Below are 16,490 nucleotides of genomic sequence, written 5' to 3' on the forward strand. Positions count from 1 at the left end.
CCTGATGTGCCAGCACCAACCGCACTGCCCCTCTGCCGAAGCCACCGATCGCGATGCCGCCACCACCGTCGCGTGCTTTCCGGAGCAAGGCTGGAGCCTGCTCTGCAACGGCGTGATCCTCTTCGAGGACACCGGTGAACTGCTCCCCGACGGCAGCAGCATCGCGCCCCACCGTGGCCCCGCCCGCCACGCCCTCGCCGCCTAGCAGGCAGCGCACGCGATAGGCACCAGAAGCCAAGGCCCCCAGACCCAGGGCCGCAAAACCAGCGGCAAGGCCCCCTGCCCAGGGACCTGGCGGGGAGCCACAGCCTAAAGCCCCCTTCCAGGGGGAGCCAGCGAGTTCCCCCTTCCGAGCACCGTCGCTCACCCCGGCCACCGCGCCGCCCCGGGCTACTCGAACGCCTCCGGCGGCGGGCACGCGCACACCAGATTCCGGTCGCCGAAGGCACCGTCGATGCGGCGCACGGGCGACCAGTATTTGCCGACGCGCGACACGCCGAACGGATACGCCGCCACCGAGCGCGGGTAGGCGTGCGACCACTCGTCACCCGACACCATCGCCGCCGTGTGTGGTGCGTTGGCCAGCGGGTTGTCGTCGCGGGGCCACGTACCCGAGCCGACCTTGGTGATTTCCTCCCGGATCGCGATCATCGCGTCGCAGAACCGGTCGAGTTCGGCCAGGTCTTCGCTCTCCGTCGGCTCGACCATCAGCGTCCCGGCCACCGGGAACGACATCGTCGGCGCGTGGAAGCCGTAGTCGATCAGCCGCTTGGCCACGTCGTCGACCGAGACGCCGGTCGCCTTGGTCAGCGGGCGCAGGTCGAGGATGCACTCGTGGGCCACCAGGCCCTTGTTGCCGCTGTAGAGCACCGGGTAGTGCTCGCGCAGCCGCACCGCCACGTAGTTGGCCGCCAGCACCGCCGCGCCGGTCGCCCGGGCCAGCCCCTCGGCACCCATCATCCGCAGGTAGGCCCACGGAATCGGCAGGATGCCCGCCGAACCGTGCTGTGCCGCCGAGACGGCGACACCAGCAGAGTCAGCACCAGCGCCCAGCGGGTCACCGGGCAGGAACGGCGACAGGTGAGCGCGCACGCCGATCGGACCGACACCCGGACCGCCGCCACCGTGCGGGATGCAGAACGTCTTGTGCAGGTTGAGGTGCGACACGTCGGCGCCGAACTTGCCGGGCTTGGCGAACCCGACCAGCGCGTTGAGGTTGGCACCGTCGACGTAGACCTGGCCGCCGGCGTCGTGCACCTTGGCGCACAGCGAGGCGATGCCGGTCTCGTACACCCCATGGGTCGAGGGGTAGGTCACCATGATCGCCGCCAGCCGTGAGGCGTGCGCCGCGATCTTCGCGTCGAGGTCGACCAGGTCGACGTTGCCCTCGTCGTCACAGGCCACGACCACGACCCGCATGCCGGCCATCACGGCGGACGCGGCGTTGGTGCCGTGCGCCGACGACGGGATCAGGCAGACGTCACGCTCGAGGTCGCCACGCGAGCGGTGGTAGCCGCGGATCGCCAGCAGGCCGGCCAGCTCACCCTGCGACCCGGCGTTGGGCTGCACCGACACCGCGTCGTAGCCGGTCACCTCGGCCAGCCAGGTCTCCAGCGAGCTGATCAGCGACCGGTAGCCGGCCGTCTGCGAGGCCGGCGCGTGCGGGTGGATGTTGGCGAACTCCGGCCAGGAGATCGGCTCCATCTCGGTGGTCGCGTTGAGCTTCATCGTGCAGGAGCCCAGCGGGATCATGCCGCGGTCGAGCGCGTAGTCGAGGTCGGAGAGCCGCCGCAGGTAGCGCAGCATCGCCGTCTCCGACCGGTGCTCGTGGAACACCGGGTGGGTCAGGAAGTCGGAGGTGCGGGCAAGATCCGAAGGCAACGCAGCAGAGGAAGCGCCAGAGAACTCCGGCACCCCGAACGCCTCCCAGACGATCGAGAGGTGGGCCGCAACAGTGGTCTCGTCACATGCGATAGCGACCCGGTCGGCGTCGACCAGCCGGAGGTTGACCCCCCGCGACGCGGCAGCGGCCACCACATCAAAGGCGCGGCCCGGCACCGACGCCGTCACCGTGTCGAAGAACGCCTCGTCAGCGACCGAGACCCCGCCGGCCCGCAGCCCCGCCGCCAACCGCGCCGCGTGCGAGTGCGCGTGCCGGGCGATCGACCGCAGCCCGTCGGGCCCGTGGTAGACCGCGTACATGCTGGCGATCACCGCGAGCAGCACCTGGGCGGTGCAGATGTTGCTGGTCGCCTTCTCCCGGCGGATGTGCTGTTCACGGGTCTGCAACGCGAGCCGGTAGGCGGGGGCCCCGTCGGCGTCGCGGGAAACCCCGACCAGCCGCCCGGGCAGCATCCGCTCCAGGCCCGCGCGGACCGCGAGATAACCGGCGTGCGGACCACCGAATCCCATGGGTACGCCGAACCGCTGCGTCGTGCCGGCCGCGATGTCGGCACCGATCTCCCCCGGCGACCGCAGCAGCGTCAGCGCGAGCAGGTCGGCCGCCACGGCGACCAGTGCGCCCGCCTCGTGGGCGGCGGCAACCAACGAAGAGTGATCCCGCACGGCCCCGGACGCGCCCGGGTATTGCAGGTGGAGCCCGAAGAACTCCGCGGGCAGAGCGGCGGGGCCGGCGGACAAATCGGTCACCAGAACAGTGATGCCGAGCGGCTCGGCGCGCCCCTCGATCACGGCCAGCGTCTGCGGCAGGGTGTCGGCGTCGACGACGTACACCGGAGATTTGGTCTTCGACGCCCGGCGGGCCAGGGTCATCGCCTCGGCGGCCGCGGTGGCCTCGTCGAGCATCGACGCGTTGGCCGTGGTCAAGCCGGTCAGGTCGGAGACCATCGTCTGGAAGTTGAGCAGGGCCTCGAGCCGGCCCTGGCTGATCTCGGGCTGGTAGGGCGTGTAGGCCGTGTACCAGGCCGGGCTCTCCAGCACGTTGCGGCGGATCACGGCAGGCGTGTGGGTGCCGTAGTAGCCGTTGCCGATCATCGAGACGTTGACCGTGTTGCGGTCGGCCAGCGCGCGCAGCTCGGCGATCACCTCGGCCTCGGACGCGGCCGGCGGCAGGTCGAGGGTGCCGTGCCAGCGGATCACCTCGGGGATCGCGGCGTCCATCAACTCGTCGACCGTGCCGTAGCCGACCGAGTCGAGCATCCGGCGCTCGCTCTCGCGGTCAGGCCCGATGTGGCGGTCTGCGAAATCGGTCATCGACGGAACTCCTGGAGAGCGAGGGATCGAGGTCGAGGAGCAACCTCCCCCTCTGTCGGCCCCGAAACGGGTCCTCCAGAGTCGCCATGTCCGCGTGGTCCTTTTGCCTGAGAGGTTCCGGGGAGGATTTGCCCCTTCGGCGCCGCCCGGTCTGAACAGACCGGCGATCTCTCCCACGCGGATGGTGTCGGCAGGCTTAACGGTACCAGTGTTGATGTTCGCGAGGTCTCCTCACCTACGCTGTCTGCCGTGACCTACCTCGCCGCCGATGACCGTTACGACTCCATGACCTACCGCCGGGCCGGCCGCAGTGGGGTCCGGCTCCCCGCCGTCTCCCTGGGCCTCTGGCACAACTTCGGCCACGGACGCCCCCTGGACACGCAAGCGGACATTCTGCACCGCGCGTTCGACCTCGGGGTGACCCACTTCGACCTGGCCAACAACTACGGCCCGCCGCCGGGATCCGCCGAGGAGAACTTCGGCCGGATCATGGCCCGCGACCTCAAGCCCTACCGCGACGAGATGATCATCTCGACCAAGGCCGGCTACCTGATGTGGCCCGGCCCCTACGGTGAATGGGGCTCGCGCAAATACCTGATCTCGTCGCTGGACCAGTCGCTGAAGCGGATGGGCCTGGACTACGTCGACGTCTTCTACCACCACCGGCCCGACCCGGACACGCCGCTGGAGGAGACGATGGCGGCGCTGGACCACGCGGTCCGCTCCGGGCGCGCGCAATACGTCGCGATCTCCAACTACACCTCCGAGCAGACCGCTGCCGCGGCCAAGATCCTTGCCGATCTGGGTACGCCGCTGCTGCTGCACCAGCCCTCCTACTCGATGCTCAACCGGTGGATCGAGCGCGACAACCTGCTCGACACGCTGGAGGAGGTCGGCGCCGGCTGCATCGCCTTCAGCCCGCTCCAGCAGGGCCTGCTGACCGACCGCTACCTGGGCGGCGTGCCGGCCGACTCGCGGATCGCGACCGGCGGCTTCCTCAAGGAGAGCGCGCTCGACGACCAGACGATGGCCGTGGTCCGCGAGCTCAACGAGATCGCCCGCGGCCGTGGCCAGACGCTGGCCCAGCTCGCCCTGGTGTGGGCGCTGCGGGACGAGCGGATGACCAGCCTGATCATCGGCGCGAGCAGCGTCAAGCAGCTCGAGGACAACGTCGGCGCGCTGGACAACCTGGCACTGTCCAACGACGAGCTCGACGCGATCGACGGGGCCCTCACCAACCCGGCCTGAGCGCCCGCACGGGTGGCGGCGGTGATCGACAATGGGGCGGTGCAACCGTCGCCCGCATCGCCGCCCCCGTCGCCAGCCGCCGCCGCCCCGCGCCGGCGGTGGCGTCGTTGGCTGCGGCCGCTGCTGTTCGCCCTTGCCGCTCTGGTGATCGCGGTGCCGGCGGCGGTGTTCGGCAGCGGGCTGTGGCTGCACTCCGCCGCCCGCGGCCACGTCTACTCGCTACAGACGGTGCCGGCCGCGCCGGTGGTGCTGGTGCTCGGGGCGCAGGTCTACCCCGACGGGACGCCGTCGCCGTTCCTGGCCGCCCGGCTCGACCTGGCCCGCCAGCTCTACAACGCCGGGACCGTGCGGGCCGTGCTGGTCTCCGGCGACCACGGCGAGTGGGCCTATGACGAGCCGGGCGCGATGAGCACATGGCTGGTCGACCGCGGCGTGCCCGCGCGCCGGGTGGTGCAGGACCATGCCGGATTCGACACCTACGACTCCTGCGTACGCGCCAAGAAGATCTTCGGTGTCGACCACCTCATCGTGGTGACCCAGAGCTTCCACATCGACCGGGCCGTGGCGCTGTGCCGCGACGCCGGCATCGACGCGGTCGGGGTCGGCGACACGTCGGTCAAGAAGTTCAAGACGGCGTGGGACCGCGGCGCGTTCCGCGAGCGGCTCGCCGGCGTCAAGGCGGCGTGGGACGTGGCGACCGGGCGCGATCCGGTGTTCCTCGGGCCGCGGGAGACCGGAGTCGACGACGCGCTGGCAGGGTGATCGTGGCCGGCAATCGTGGCAGGATGCCCGGGTGCGCGCTCCCCTCCGTACCGTGGCGATCGTCGGGTTTGTTGCCTTTCTAGCCGGATGCGGCGGTGAGGCGACGCCGTCCGGTGCGGTCGGCACGCCCGGCGCTTCGGCCACCGCTGCGGTCACCGGCGCTGACAAGCTCGGGCACGGGCCCGCTCGGCCCACCCCGACCGCCACGCGCGCACCCGCCGCCGGGTGCAACGGGCAACTACCGGCCGACAACGTCTGGCGGGCCGACGTGTCGAAGCTGCCGGTGCACCCGCGCTCGACGGCGATGGTGGCCAGCATCGGCGCCGGCGCGGCCATGCATCCCGACTTCGGCTCCGGCGACTACGAGGGCGCACCGATCGGGATCCCGGTCACCACCGTGCCCGCCGGGCAGAAGAAGATCAACGTCTCCTTCGAGTACGCGTCAGAGAGCGACCGCGGCCCGTACCCGATCCCGGCCAACGCGAAGATCGAGGGCGGCCCACAGGCCGACGGCGACCGGCACGTGATCGCCTTCGACAAGTCGGCCTGCAAGGTCTACGAGCTGTTCTCCGCGTTCCCCCAGGGCAGCGGCTGGCGGGCCGGCTCGGGCGCGGTGTTCGACCTGCGCTCCAACAAGCTGCGGCCGTCCGGCTGGACCTCGGCCGACGCGTCCGGCCTGTCGATCTTCGCGGGGCTGGTCCGCTACGACGAGGTCGCGGCCGGCCGGATCAACCACGCGATCCGGATCACCGTGCCGAAGACCCGCAGCGGCTTCACCTGGCCGGCCACCCACTCGGCGTCGTCGGCCACCGACGCCAACCTGCCGCAGCTCGGCCAGCGGCTGCGGCTCAAGACGTCGGTCAACACGGCCTCGATGCCCAAGCAGGCGCGGATCGTCGCCGAGGCGATGAAGCGCTACGGCGTGATCGTCGCCGACCACGGGTCGGCCTGGTTCATCTCCGGCGCGCCCGACGACCACTGGGACAACGACGCGCTGCGCGCGCTGAAGTCGTTGACCGGCAACAACTTCGAGGTCGTCGACACCAGCGGCCTGATCGTCAGCAAGACCTCGGGAGCGACCCGCTAATCGGCCTCGGCCAGCGCGGCCAGCTGGCCGGTGACCGTGCCCCAGCCGTCTTCGAAGCCCAACTTCTCGTGCAGGGCGCGGGCGGCCGGGTCGCCGTGCCGCACGACGACCCGGTAGTCGGTGCCGTCCGGGTGGTCCCGCAGCGTGATCTCGGCGGTCATCGCGACCGGTGCCGCCTCGGCGGGGCGCCAGGCGCTGTCGATCGCGTTGGTGAACACGATCCGCTCGAGCTCGTCGACGACCAGGAACACGGCGTCCATATGCGGGACGAACGCGGCACCGTCGTCGCTGAGTTGAGTCACGAATGCCCCGCCGGGCCGGACCTCGAGGCGATCGACCCGGCATCGGCTCGGCGCGGGGATCCACCACTGGGCAAGGCGGGCCGGGTCGGTCCAGGCGCGCCACACGGTCGCTCGCGGTGCGCGGATCACGCGGTCGAGGGTCAGGTCCAGGTCGGGGTTCATGGTCGGTTCTCCTCGGTGCTGGTGACGAGGCTCTCCAGGCGGTCGGTGCGGTCCTCCCAGACGCGGCGCTGCTCGGCGAGCCAGTCGTCGAGCACGGCGAGCCGTTCGCGGTTGAGCACGCAGGTGCGCACCCGGCCGGCCTTGAGCGTGCTGATCAGCCCGCTCGACTCCAGCGTGCGCACGTGCTTCATAAACGACGGCAGCGTCATCGGGAACTCGCGGGCCAGATCGCCCACGCTGGTCGGACCGCGGCCGAGGCGCCGGATGACGCCACGTCGGGTCGGGTCGGCCAAGGCGACGAACACGTCGTCGAGCGCGGCCGAATACTGTGCCATGAGGCTAAGTATTGCGGCCGAAGATGGTTAGCGCAAGGGCTAAGTGTCGGGGATCAGCCGGCGCGGCGGCGGGCGCGGCGGGCGGCGAGTTCGTCGCCGGTCGGCGCGTCGTCTTCCGCCTCGACCGGGGCCGGCTCGGCGGGCTCAGCGGGCAGGTGCGAGAGCGAGCCCTGGATCTCCTTGAACGCACCGCCGATGGCGATGCCGAACACGCCCTGGCCGCCCTGGAGCAGGTCGACGACCTCTTCCGGGGATCGGCACTCGTAGACCGTGGTGCCGTCGGAGATCAGCGTGATGCCGGCGAGGTCGCCGACGCCGCGGGACCGCAGTGTCTCGATCGCCTTGCGGATGTTTTGCAATGAGACGCCGGCGTCGAGGAGGCGCTTGACCACCTTGAGGACGACCAGGTCGCGGAACGAGTAGAGGCGCTGCGTGCCGGAGCCGGAGGCGTCGCGGACGCTCGGCACGACCAGTGCCGTGCGGGCCCAGTAGTCGAGCTGGCGATAGCTGATGCCGACCGCGTGACAGGCGGTTACGCCTCGGTAGCCGACGGAGTCGTCGTCAGTGGGGACCGACGGTGCGTCGGTGTCGGGTCTACCCGCAGGATCAGGATCACGTGGGTCGGGCATGTGGCTACCTCCCCGCCAGCGGGGTGCCGCGTCGTGCCGGGACGCGCACCCGTCAACAGCGCCAACCCTATAGCTCAGATCGGTGCGCGGGGCGCAGGCTTTGCGCCGACACGCCGCGATCTGAGGACATCACCCGAGCCCTGCGCAGGACCCGGCCGAGGCTCAGCCCGCGAAGTCTTCCGGGCGGACCTGCTCGAGGAACTCCCGGAACTTTTCAACCTCGTCTTCCTGCTCGTCAGGAATCACGATGCCGGCCTCGGTGAGCACCTGCTCGGCACAGCGGATCGGGGCGCCCACGCGGAGCGCGAGCGCGATCGAGTCGCTGGGGCGGGCGGAGACCCGCAGGTTGTTGTCGCCGATCAACAGATCGGCGTAGAAGACGTTTTCCTTCAGCTCGACGATCTCCACGGCGTTGAGCGGCGCCTTGAGGGCAGCCAGCACGTCACGGAGAAGATCATGGGTCAGCGGCCGGGCCGGCTTCACGCCCTGCTGCTCATAGGCGATCGCCGTGGCCTCCACCGCACCGATCCAGATCGGCAGGTAGCGGTCGCCCTCGACCTCTCGGAGCAGCACAATCGGCTGGTTGCTGGGCAACTCGACCCGAACCCCGACCACGCTCAGCTCACGCACCGCGCCTCCGTGTCGTCGTCATTCCCAGCACCGTCGCCGGCCCCTTCCTTGCACGGTACACGCGCGGACGGAGCGCGTCCCGCACGCGCGGTCGGTGCCGAAGGGGGAACCGGCTTCGAGCCTACGTGATCTGTGTGAGCGGAGGGCAGCCCGGCCCGCCGCGCGGGCCGGGCTCAGCGCCCGAGCGTGTCGCGTAGGCCGGCCCGGACCAGCGCTGCTCGCAGTTGCTGGGCCAGGCCGGTCAGCTCCTGGGCAGCCGCGGCCGCCCGGGCCTTCGCGGCCGGGTCGTTCTGCCGGGCCAGCGGCCCGACCAGCTGCGCGAAGAGGCCAACATCACGGTCGGCCGCCGCCTTGTAGCCACGCAGGTGGCGCACCTGGAGCCCGTAGGACGCCAGGCCGGCCACCGCCGCGGCGATCACCAGCGCGTCGGCGTCGTACCAGCCAGGGGTGCGCTGGGTCACCATGCCCAGCTCCTCCAGCTCGGCCAGGCTGCCGGGGTCGATGCCGGTGCGCTCGACCAGCTCCGCCCGCCGGACCAGCGCGTCGGCCGGCGGCGCGGCCGGCTCGTCGGAGACAGCGACCAGCACGGGACGCCGGGGCGCGACGTCGTCGCCGCGCTCCCACGCCTCGAGCTCGGCCCGGATCACCCGCAGCGGGAGGTAGCGGTCGCGTTGCGCGGTCAGCACGAAACGCAGCCGGTCGACGTCGCGCCAGCTGTATTTGCGGTAGCCCGCCGGCGTGCGCTGCGGCTCGACCAGCCCCTCCGCCTCGAGGAAGCGCAGCTTGGAGATGGTGGTGTCAGGGAACTCCGGGCGCAGTTCGGCCAGGACCTCACCGATGCTCATACGCGGAAGCGTGCGCGGGTCGGCGCCGGCCGCCGCGCCCGGGGCACGTTCGGTCACGCGTCGCCTCCCGCGTCAGCCGCGCGCGGACTCCTCGTCGGGCCGTGGACCGGCGATGAACACCAGCCGGAACTTGCCGATCTGCACCTCGTCGCCGTTGCTGAGCGTCGCCGCTTCGACCCGTTCGCGGTTGACGTAGGTGCCGTTGAGGCTGCCCACGTCGCGCACCGTGAAGGTGCCGCCGTCGCGGTGGAACTCGGCGTGGCGACGGGAGACCGTCACGTCGTCGAGGAAGATGTCACTGTCGGGGTGCCGGCCGCTCGTGGTCACGTCGTGGTCCAACAGGAACCGGGCGCCAGCGTTGGGGCCGCGCCGGACGACCAGCAAGGCCATTCCCGGCGGCAGCGAGCCCGACATGCGGCCGGGCACGACGTCAGCGTCGGGGCCCTCCAGCACTTCGTCGAGCGAGCCCAGGTTGAGCGTCGACGTGACGTCGAGTGGGGGAAACTCGTCGTCGGGGCGCGTCATCGGTCCACCTCACGGATCTTTCGGCAGCGGCGCCGGACACCCCGGCCCCTTTGGGCAGCAACTTGAACAAGTCAAAAACAACCTCGCGAGCCTAGCCAGCCCTGAAATCCAGGGTCAACCAGACGCGCGGGCACTTCTGGACGCTCCGAAGGGTTGGATCAACCCTCGGTGATTTCCCGGTAGGCGGCGGCCGTCAGCAGGCCGTCGAGAGCAGCCGGGTCACTCGGCTCGATCTCGACCAGCCAACCCGCACCGTAGGGGTCCGAGTTGATCGTCTCCGGTTCGTCGACGAGCTTCTCGTTGCGTGCCACGACCGTCCCGGAAATCGGAGCGTAGATCTCCGAGACGCTCTTGGTGGACTCGACCTCGCCGAACGAGTCGCCGGCGGAGACCTGCGCGCCCTGCTCGGGAAGCTGGACGTAGACGATGTCGCCGAGCGCGTCCTGCGCGAAGTGGGTGATGCCCACGCGCGCGGGACCGTCGCCGCCGCGTACCCATTCGTGTTCGGCGGTGTATCGCAGGTCGTCAGGAATCACTATCGGTTCCTTCTTCGTCGGTCAGCTCACCGGCTTGGCGTGCTTGAGATTGACGGGCTCGGCGATGGCCGTGACGTCGACCGTGTCGTGCTCGTCGACGATCACGTTACCGCCGTCGGCTTTGATCGACGGCACCAGCCCGTCCGGAATGTTGAGCGCGGTGCGCATCGTCGGTGGATCGCCGATGACCGTGATCGTGTAAGCGCCGGTCAACCGCTTACCGGACACCTCGATCCCGCCGTCGGCGTCGATGAAGTAGGTGCTCGCCACGATCCGCACCGTCGTGCCGTCGACACCGGCGATCTGCATGGCCTCGGCGTCGGCGCCGCGCAACTCCTGCACCGCGTTGAGGATGTCGGACGCCGCGATCGGCTCCGGACCGGCGACGAACCGGATGGTCAGCCCCGGCCCCTGCGCCGCCGCGGTGCCAGCCAGGATGGCCAACTCGTCGGCCCGCTTCTTGGCCTCCTCCATCGCCGCGGCCCGACCCTGCGCGCCGGATTGGAGCTGCCGCTGGCTGTCCTCAAGGGACGCGATCTCGCGCTGGAGGCGGTCTTCCTGACCCTGGAGGTCGGACTGGAGGCGGACCAGGTCGTCTTCGCGCATGGCGGCCAGGTCGGAGTCGACGGACTTCCCGCGCAACTGCACCGCCAGGGTGAAGCCGAGCAGGGCCAACAACACGAGAATGATCACACCCGCGGTGCCGCGTCGCTTGCGCACCGCACGCGCGGGCGCCGGGTCCGCTTCGGGTTCGGGTTCGCCTTCATCGGATACGGGCGGCGGCGTGACCGTGGCGCCGGTGGAGCGCTCGGCCCGGGGCAGGGCGACGGTCGCCTCGTCGTCCGCCGCCTCCGGCGCCTCGCTGGTCTCCGTCTCCGTCTCTGGCTCGGGCTCCGGTGGGGACAGCTCCCCGGTTGTGCTCGGGGTGACCGGGGAGAGCCGCACCGTGGCCTCTTCCTGGCCCAGCTCAGGCTCGGGGGGCTGGGCCGGCGCGGAGGCCCGGTTGGCCGCCTGGCGACCAGGGGTTGGCTTGCGGGCCGGCTTGGCCGGCTCCGCGGGTGTGCCGCTTTCGCGGGGGTCGTCGGTCATCGTCGGTCCTCCCGCATCAGGCCCGGAACAGGTGTCGGCGGATCGCGGCCACGTTGCCGAAGATGCGGACGCCGAGGACGACCACGACGCCGGTGGAGAGTTGCCCGCCCACGCCGAGCTGGTCGCCAAGGTAGACGATCAGCGCGGCGACCAGCACGTTGGAGATGAACGAGATGACGAACTGCTGGTCGTCGAAAATGCCGTCGAGCTTGGCGCGGACACCGCCGAACACGGCGTCGAGGGCCGCGACCACCGCGATCGGCAGGTAGGGCTCGAGCCAACCGGGCACGGTCGGGCCGAACACGATGCCGAGGACGACGCCCACGACGAGGGCGAGAACGGGGATCATCTAGCCGCCTCCGGACGGGCTCGAGGAGGTGACGCCGGGCGTGGGAGTCGCGCTGGCCGGCGTCGGACGGGTCGCGTAGTTGAGCTGCGGCTCGGTGGCCGCGGGCAGGTTGAGGTCGTCCTGGCGGCGGGTGTCGAAGCCGATGTGCTCGCCGTCGGCCACCTTGCGCATCAACGCGGCCGCCGCGGTGTCGGCGAAGCGGTCCTCGAGATCGCGCGGCCCGATCACCCGGATCTCGTAGGGGCTGGTGACCGGCCGGAAGTCGACCAGGATCGCCCCACCGGCCTTGCGGATCGTCGAGGTCGCCGTGAGCCGCTGGTCGTTGATCGCGATCGCCTCGGCACCGGACGCCCACAGCGCGTTGGTCACCAGTTGCAGGTCGCGGTCGAAGATCCGGCCCAGGTCGTTCTCGTCGGCCTTCTCGTCGGCGTCGGGGGCGTCGGCCAGCCGGACCACCAGCCCGTCGCCGGTGACCCGGCGCAGCCCGGTCGCGGCCTCGACGTCGCGCCGCTGGGCCGCCTCGTCGCCGCCGAGGGCCGCGTCGCGCTCGCGGGCGACCGCGTCGCGCAGCCCGTCGGCCTGGTTACGCAGGTTGTCGGTGGCGTCCTGGCGCTGCTTGATCTGGGTAACCAGGTCGGCCCGGGCCTGGCTGCGGCGCGGCTCGTCGGCGACCGTCTGCCGGTAGGCGACCGCGAACAGCAGACCGATCAGCCCGGCGACGATGACCGCCGCGACCCGGCGGCTGCCGTGCCGCCAGCCGGTCGGCGGCCCCTCCTTGGCGCGGCGGGCGGCCGCGTCGGCGTACCCCGGATCAAGGGGGTTGCTGAAAAGCTCGGAGAGGAAGTCGGGCGACATCCAGCGGCGCGCGGACGCCCGGCGCGGCTCCTCCTCCGGCTCGCTCACGCCAGTTCCCGCCCCGCCCGGATCACGCGGGAGGCCTGGCCGACGTAGAGGAAACCGGCGATCCAGTAGAGGACGATGCCCCACCAGGCCAGCCCCCAGCCGATCGCGGCGGCGCCGGTCGCGATGGACGGCACGGCGACGGCCAGCAGCAGCACCGGGAAGGCGGCCAGCAGGATGAAGGTGGCGGTCTTGCCGAGGTAGTGCACCTGCGGCGGGCCGAACCCGTTGCGTCGGAGCACGGCCAGACAGATCACCATCATCAGCTCGCGGGCGACCAGGGCGGCGGTGAACTCCCAGGGCACGATCTCGCGATAGGTGAACGCGACCAGCACGGCCAGGATGTAGAGCCGGTCGGCGAGCGGGTCGAGCAGCTCACCGAGCCTGCTGACCTGGCCGAGCCGGCGGGCGACCCAGCCGTCGATCCAGTCACTGCTGCCACCGACGGTCAGCACGATCACGGCCGCGACGTCATGGTGCGGCCCGAGCATCAGCCACATGAAGACCGGAACGCCGAGCAACCGCAGGAAACTGATCAGGTTGGGCAGCGTCAGGACACGGTCAGCTGCGACGGCAGGCGTACGCGACACCGCAGCCTCCTCCAGCGCGACGGGCCTCCCCCGGCACTGTCTCCGCAGTGCCACCCACCGCCGGCGGCCGCGAACGGACGCGGACGGCGCGCGGGACCAACCCCCTGATCATTGGCGGTGCCACTATATCGGCCCTGTCATGACACGCCGAGCGGGCCGGGCCCGCGCTCAGCGCGCCAACAGTTCGAGAACCGCCGCAGTGATCTCTTTCGGTCGCTCGACAGGCAGGACGTGGCCCGCGCCGGGCAGCTCGAGCAACCGCGCTCCGGCGATCGTGTCAGCCAGCAGGCGGGCGATCACCACGAAGTCGGGAACGTCGCTCTCACCGACCGCGACCAGCGTCGGAGCGGTGATCACGTCGAGCCGCGTCGATGGCGGCTCGGTGTCGTCGGGCAGCTCGAACGACTCGGTCTGCTGCTGGTTGGCCAGCGAGATCCGCATCGCCGGCGCCAGTTCGTCGGCCAGCGCCCGCAGCTCGGGCGACCATTCCCGGACGGGGCCGCGGGCCCACATGTCGAGGTTGAGCGCCAGCGCGCCGTCGATGTCATCGGCGTCGAGCAGCTTGCCCTCGGCGGCGCCGTAGGCCCGGATCTCCGGACCCCAGTCGCGGCCGTCGAGCGACGAGGCGAGCAGGCCGAGGTGGGTGACCCGCTCCGGCCAGCGGGTGGCGAACTCGAGGCTCACGTAGCCACCGAAGGAGTTGCCGACGATCGCGGCCCGCTCGATGCCCAGCCCGTCGAGCAGCGCGGCCAGGTCGTCGCGGTGCCGGAAGCCCTCGGTCGGCGGCGGCGTGGCGCCGAACCCGCGCAGGTCGTAGCGGATGACGGTGTGCGTCGCCACCAGCACGGCCGCGACCCGGTCCCAGCTCCGGTGGTCGGCGACCCCGCTGTGCACCAGCACGACGGGTGGTCCGGAACCTTCGACGACGGCGGCAAGCCCGGCTGTGTCGGACAAGCGTCAACACTCCTCGATCGAGCGACAAGAATTCGCGGTCAGTAGACCGTAGCCGGCTTGTCGGCGCGACCGATTTAGCGGGTGTTCAGAGGTCGAAGAGCTCGCGGAGGCTGGCCGAGATGCGGGCCATGCTGGCGCCGGTGAGCAGCCCGAGCCGCTCGGCGCCGATCGAGGGCGGCAGGCGGCGCATCCGGTTGAGCACGACCACACCGGAGATCGGGTCGGTCTCGGCGAGCGCGATGGCGAACGGCGGCAGATCGTCGGGATTGCCGCGCTGGCGGACGACGGGCGCGCAGAACGGCGAGGCGCCGGGGCGGTCGTTGTGGGCTTCGGAGGAGAGGACCACCACGCGGTAGCGCAGATCGGCCCGCTGCCCGATCGTCCACACCTCGCCCTGTTTCAACGCGTGCTCACCCACCAATCACCGCCGATCGTACGGGTCGTCACGCCCGTTCGGTGGGTGCCGCCAGCGGTATTTCGAGCGCGACCACGCCACGCATGTCAAGCCAGGCCCGATCCGGCCCGCGGACCAGCCGCATGTTCACCTGCTCGCAATTCGGGCAGCGGGCGACGAGGCCGGGCGCGTGGTCGTACACGTGCATCTGCGCGACCATCCCGTGCATGCCACAGTGCGCGCAGGTGCCCTGCGCCATGGACAGGTCGACCGCGAAAATCTCCATGAACGGCCCGGCGAGGGCGTTACCGTCGGTGAACTGATCGGTCATCGCTGTCTCCTTTACGGCCCGCTAGGCCCGAAGCGCTCGGTTTTGACCTTGCGAGGTTCGTGCCCCTGCGCGACCAGGATGTTGGCCACGGTCTCCACGAACCCGGTCGGGCCGCAGACGAAGCACGCCGGCATCAGATCGGGCGGCCAGGAGTGCGTCGCGACGGTGGCGAGCCCGAGCCGACCCACCTGACCAGGCCATTCGGGCGGAGCTTCACGGGTGTACGCGTACGCGATGTCAAGGCCCTTGTCGTCCCTGACCCTGGTGCGAAGCTCGTCGGCGTAGATCGCGTCGGCCGGCGTGCGCACCGAGTAGATCAGCCGGAACGGCACCCGGCTGCCCGCCGCGGCCCGGGCCCGGATCATGGCCATCAGCGGCACGAGACCGGAGCCGCCGCCGATCAGCACGACCGGGTCGGTCTCCATGTCACGCCACACGAACCAGCCCCCGATCGGCCCGCGGATCTCGATCGGGTCGCCGATGTTCATGCCCTCGAGCAGATATGGGGACACTTCCCCGTCATGCACCCGCTGCACGGTCAGCTCGACCCGGTTGCCGTCGGCGGCGTTGGCGATCGAGTAGGAACGCTCGGTCGAGTAGCCGTCTTCGGCGGTCAGCTTGACGTCGACGTGCTGCCCCGGCAGGTGGCCGGGCCAGTCGGGCACCTCGAGGATCAAGGTGCTCGCGGAGTCGGTCTCGCGCCGGCGGCCGGTCAGGGTGGCGACATGCCACTCCAGCCGGTTGGCGCTCAGTCGCCTTGGTACCGCTGCTCGCGCCATGGGTCCCCGTAATCGTGGTAGCCGGCGGTCTCCCAGAAGCCCGGCTCGTCGGCGAGCATCAGCTCGAGGCCGTGCACCCACTTGGCGGACTTCCAGAAGTACAAATGTGGGACGAGCAGCCGGGCAGGCCCGCCATGCTGCGGCTGAAGCGGCTCGCCGTCGTATTGGTAGGCGATCCAGGCCTGCCCGTTGAGCAGATCCTCCAGCGGGACGTTGGTGGTGTAGCCGCCGTAGGAGTGCGCCATCACGTAGTCAGCGGCGGTCTCGACATCGGCGAGCAACGTCTCGACGGCGACGCCCTTCCACTGGGTGCCAAGCTTCGACCACTTGGTCACGCAGTGGATGTCAGTGGTGATGTCTTCGGACGGCAGCGAGGTCAGCTCTTTCCAACTCCACTGCTTCCGCTGCCCATTCTCGGTGGAAACATAAAACTGCCAACCCTCAAGATCAATCCTGGGCGTCGGCCCTGCGGAAAGCACAGGAAAGTCGTGCGTCAGATACTGCCCCGGCGGCAACTTGACGTCACCCGACCGCCGGCGGCCGAAGAATCCCGGTGAGACGATGCCCATCCCCAAAGTCTTACCAGCCCGGAGATCGCAAGGACACAAACTGCGCCCAGCCGGTCCGGTAATTCACGTCGGTCGCGGTTTGCCGTGTTGCATCCAGGATGGGGCCGGTTCCGGCCGGGCCTTGGTGGGGGGTCGCCCTCGGATCTTCGGGGGTCGGGTGGGCGTGGTGCCCTCGCATCGTCCGCTCTGATGGCGCACTCAGCCTCGGATCTGCCGATGTCCAGACGTTGACGGCCGGGCGGCCTTGGACCTGCTGGTGCG

General features: G+C 70.6%; 21 protein-coding genes and 1 riboswitch. Of the genes, 4 read left to right on the forward strand and 17 right to left on the reverse strand.

The features are described from left to right. Positions 1-4 precede the first annotated feature (4 nt). A complete protein-coding gene (locus DFJ67_RS33360; protein WP_116072372.1) occupies positions 5-205 on the forward strand; it encodes a DUF5999 family protein in 201 nt (66 codons plus the stop codon). 185 nt (positions 206-390) lie between these two features. Here the strand turns inward: DFJ67_RS33360 and gcvP are convergent, their stop codons facing one another. Continuing rightward, on the reverse strand, positions 391-3,213 hold the full coding sequence (gene gcvP / locus DFJ67_RS33365; RefSeq protein ID WP_116072374.1) for an aminomethyl-transferring glycine dehydrogenase: 2,823 nt from the start codon (positions 3,211-3,213) through the stop codon (positions 391-393). Positions 3,214-3,298: 85 nt separating this feature from the next. Beyond that, a riboswitch (glycine riboswitch) is annotated at positions 3,299-3,399 on the reverse strand. 63 nt (positions 3,400-3,462) lie between these two features. Between gcvP and mgrA the strand changes: the two genes are divergently transcribed. From mgrA to DFJ67_RS33380, 3 genes are read left to right on the forward strand one after another with little or no spacing between them, the layout of a single operon-like run. After that, positions 3,463-4,461 (forward strand): L-glyceraldehyde 3-phosphate reductase, encoded by a 999-nt coding sequence (gene mgrA, locus DFJ67_RS33370; RefSeq protein ID WP_116072376.1) that lies wholly within the window; start codon positions 3,463-3,465, stop codon positions 4,459-4,461. Positions 4,462-4,482: 21 nt separating this feature from the next. Further along, the gene (locus tag DFJ67_RS33375; protein WP_409362898.1) at positions 4,483-5,223 is read left to right on the forward strand and encodes a SanA/YdcF family protein; all 741 of its coding nucleotides are present in this window, start codon (positions 4,483-4,485) and stop codon (positions 5,221-5,223) included. Between the two features lie 31 nt (positions 5,224-5,254). Then, positions 5,255-6,310, forward strand: coding sequence for a hypothetical protein (locus DFJ67_RS33380; RefSeq protein ID WP_116072378.1), 1,056 nt, complete (start codon positions 5,255-5,257; stop codon positions 6,308-6,310). On the opposite strand, the gene DFJ67_RS33385 is transcribed toward DFJ67_RS33380, so the two are convergent. The 16 genes from DFJ67_RS33385 to DFJ67_RS33460 form a co-directional block, all read right to left on the reverse strand. Further along, positions 6,307-6,774 (reverse strand): SRPBCC domain-containing protein, encoded by a 468-nt coding sequence (locus DFJ67_RS33385; protein WP_116072380.1) that lies wholly within the window; start codon positions 6,772-6,774, stop codon positions 6,307-6,309. The two genes, DFJ67_RS33380 and DFJ67_RS33385, sit on opposite strands and share 4 nt — an antisense overlap. Then, a complete protein-coding gene (locus tag DFJ67_RS33390; RefSeq protein WP_116072382.1) occupies positions 6,771-7,109 on the reverse strand; it encodes an ArsR/SmtB family transcription factor in 339 nt (112 codons plus the stop codon). Before DFJ67_RS33390 ends, DFJ67_RS33385 begins: the two co-directional genes overlap by 4 nt. Before the next feature lie 53 nt (positions 7,110-7,162). Beyond that, complete coding sequence (locus DFJ67_RS33395; protein ID WP_116072384.1) at positions 7,163-7,738, reverse strand: MerR family transcriptional regulator; 576 nt, start codon at positions 7,736-7,738, stop codon at positions 7,163-7,165. Positions 7,739-7,900: 162 nt separating this feature from the next. Next, positions 7,901-8,368, reverse strand: coding sequence for a bifunctional nuclease family protein (locus DFJ67_RS33400; protein ID WP_116072386.1), 468 nt, complete (start codon positions 8,366-8,368; stop codon positions 7,901-7,903). Between the two features lie 173 nt (positions 8,369-8,541). Continuing rightward, positions 8,542-9,213, reverse strand: a complete 672-nt coding sequence (ftsR, locus tag DFJ67_RS33405; protein ID WP_116076945.1) for a transcriptional regulator FtsR — start codon at positions 9,211-9,213, stop codon at positions 8,542-8,544. Positions 9,214-9,285: 72 nt separating this feature from the next. Continuing rightward, the gene (gene odhI, locus DFJ67_RS33410) at positions 9,286-9,738 is read right to left on the reverse strand and encodes an oxoglutarate dehydrogenase inhibitor Odhl (protein WP_089243529.1); all 453 of its coding nucleotides are present in this window, start codon (positions 9,736-9,738) and stop codon (positions 9,286-9,288) included. 158 nt (positions 9,739-9,896) lie between these two features. Then, entirely contained in the window at positions 9,897-10,274 is a 378-nt protein-coding gene (gene gcvH, locus DFJ67_RS33415) for a glycine cleavage system protein GcvH (protein ID WP_116072388.1), read from the reverse strand. 21 nt (positions 10,275-10,295) lie between these two features. Then, entirely contained in the window at positions 10,296-11,363 is a 1,068-nt protein-coding gene (locus DFJ67_RS33420; protein ID WP_116072390.1) for a DUF881 domain-containing protein, read from the reverse strand. 16 nt (positions 11,364-11,379) lie between these two features. Further along, positions 11,380-11,712: a small basic family protein gene (locus DFJ67_RS33425; protein WP_116072392.1), complete on the reverse strand. Its 333-nt coding sequence runs from the start codon at positions 11,710-11,712 to the stop codon at positions 11,380-11,382. Then, positions 11,713-12,567 (reverse strand): DUF881 domain-containing protein, encoded by an 855-nt coding sequence (locus DFJ67_RS33430; RefSeq protein WP_116076946.1) that lies wholly within the window; start codon positions 12,565-12,567, stop codon positions 11,713-11,715. It lies immediately after the preceding gene. Between the two features lie 44 nt (positions 12,568-12,611). Next, positions 12,612-13,202: a cardiolipin synthase ClsA gene (gene clsA, locus DFJ67_RS33435; RefSeq protein ID WP_239097085.1), complete on the reverse strand. Its 591-nt coding sequence runs from the start codon at positions 13,200-13,202 to the stop codon at positions 12,612-12,614. Positions 13,203-13,370: 168 nt separating this feature from the next. Beyond that, entirely contained in the window at positions 13,371-14,156 is a 786-nt protein-coding gene (locus DFJ67_RS33440; protein ID WP_116072394.1) for an alpha/beta fold hydrolase, read from the reverse strand. Between the two features lie 85 nt (positions 14,157-14,241). Then, positions 14,242-14,574 carry a type II toxin-antitoxin system PemK/MazF family toxin gene (locus DFJ67_RS33445; protein WP_239097084.1) on the reverse strand — a complete coding sequence of 111 codons (333 nt, stop codon included), beginning with the start codon at positions 14,572-14,574 and terminating at the stop codon, positions 14,242-14,244. Positions 14,575-14,599: 25 nt separating this feature from the next. Further along, positions 14,600-14,881 carry a DUF6510 family protein gene (locus DFJ67_RS33450; protein ID WP_116072396.1) on the reverse strand — a complete coding sequence of 94 codons (282 nt, stop codon included), beginning with the start codon at positions 14,879-14,881 and terminating at the stop codon, positions 14,600-14,602. 11 nt (positions 14,882-14,892) lie between these two features. Then, positions 14,893-15,660, reverse strand: coding sequence for a ferredoxin reductase (locus tag DFJ67_RS33455; protein WP_116072398.1), 768 nt, complete (start codon positions 15,658-15,660; stop codon positions 14,893-14,895). After that, positions 15,630-16,229: a sulfite oxidase-like oxidoreductase gene (locus DFJ67_RS33460; protein ID WP_116072400.1), complete on the reverse strand. Its 600-nt coding sequence runs from the start codon at positions 16,227-16,229 to the stop codon at positions 15,630-15,632. Before DFJ67_RS33460 ends, DFJ67_RS33455 begins: the two co-directional genes overlap by 31 nt. Positions 16,230-16,490: the final 261 nt, after the last annotated feature.

This window comes from Asanoa ferruginea (genome assembly GCF_003387075.1).
Classification (GTDB): domain Bacteria; phylum Actinomycetota; class Actinomycetes; order Mycobacteriales; family Micromonosporaceae; genus Asanoa; species Asanoa ferruginea.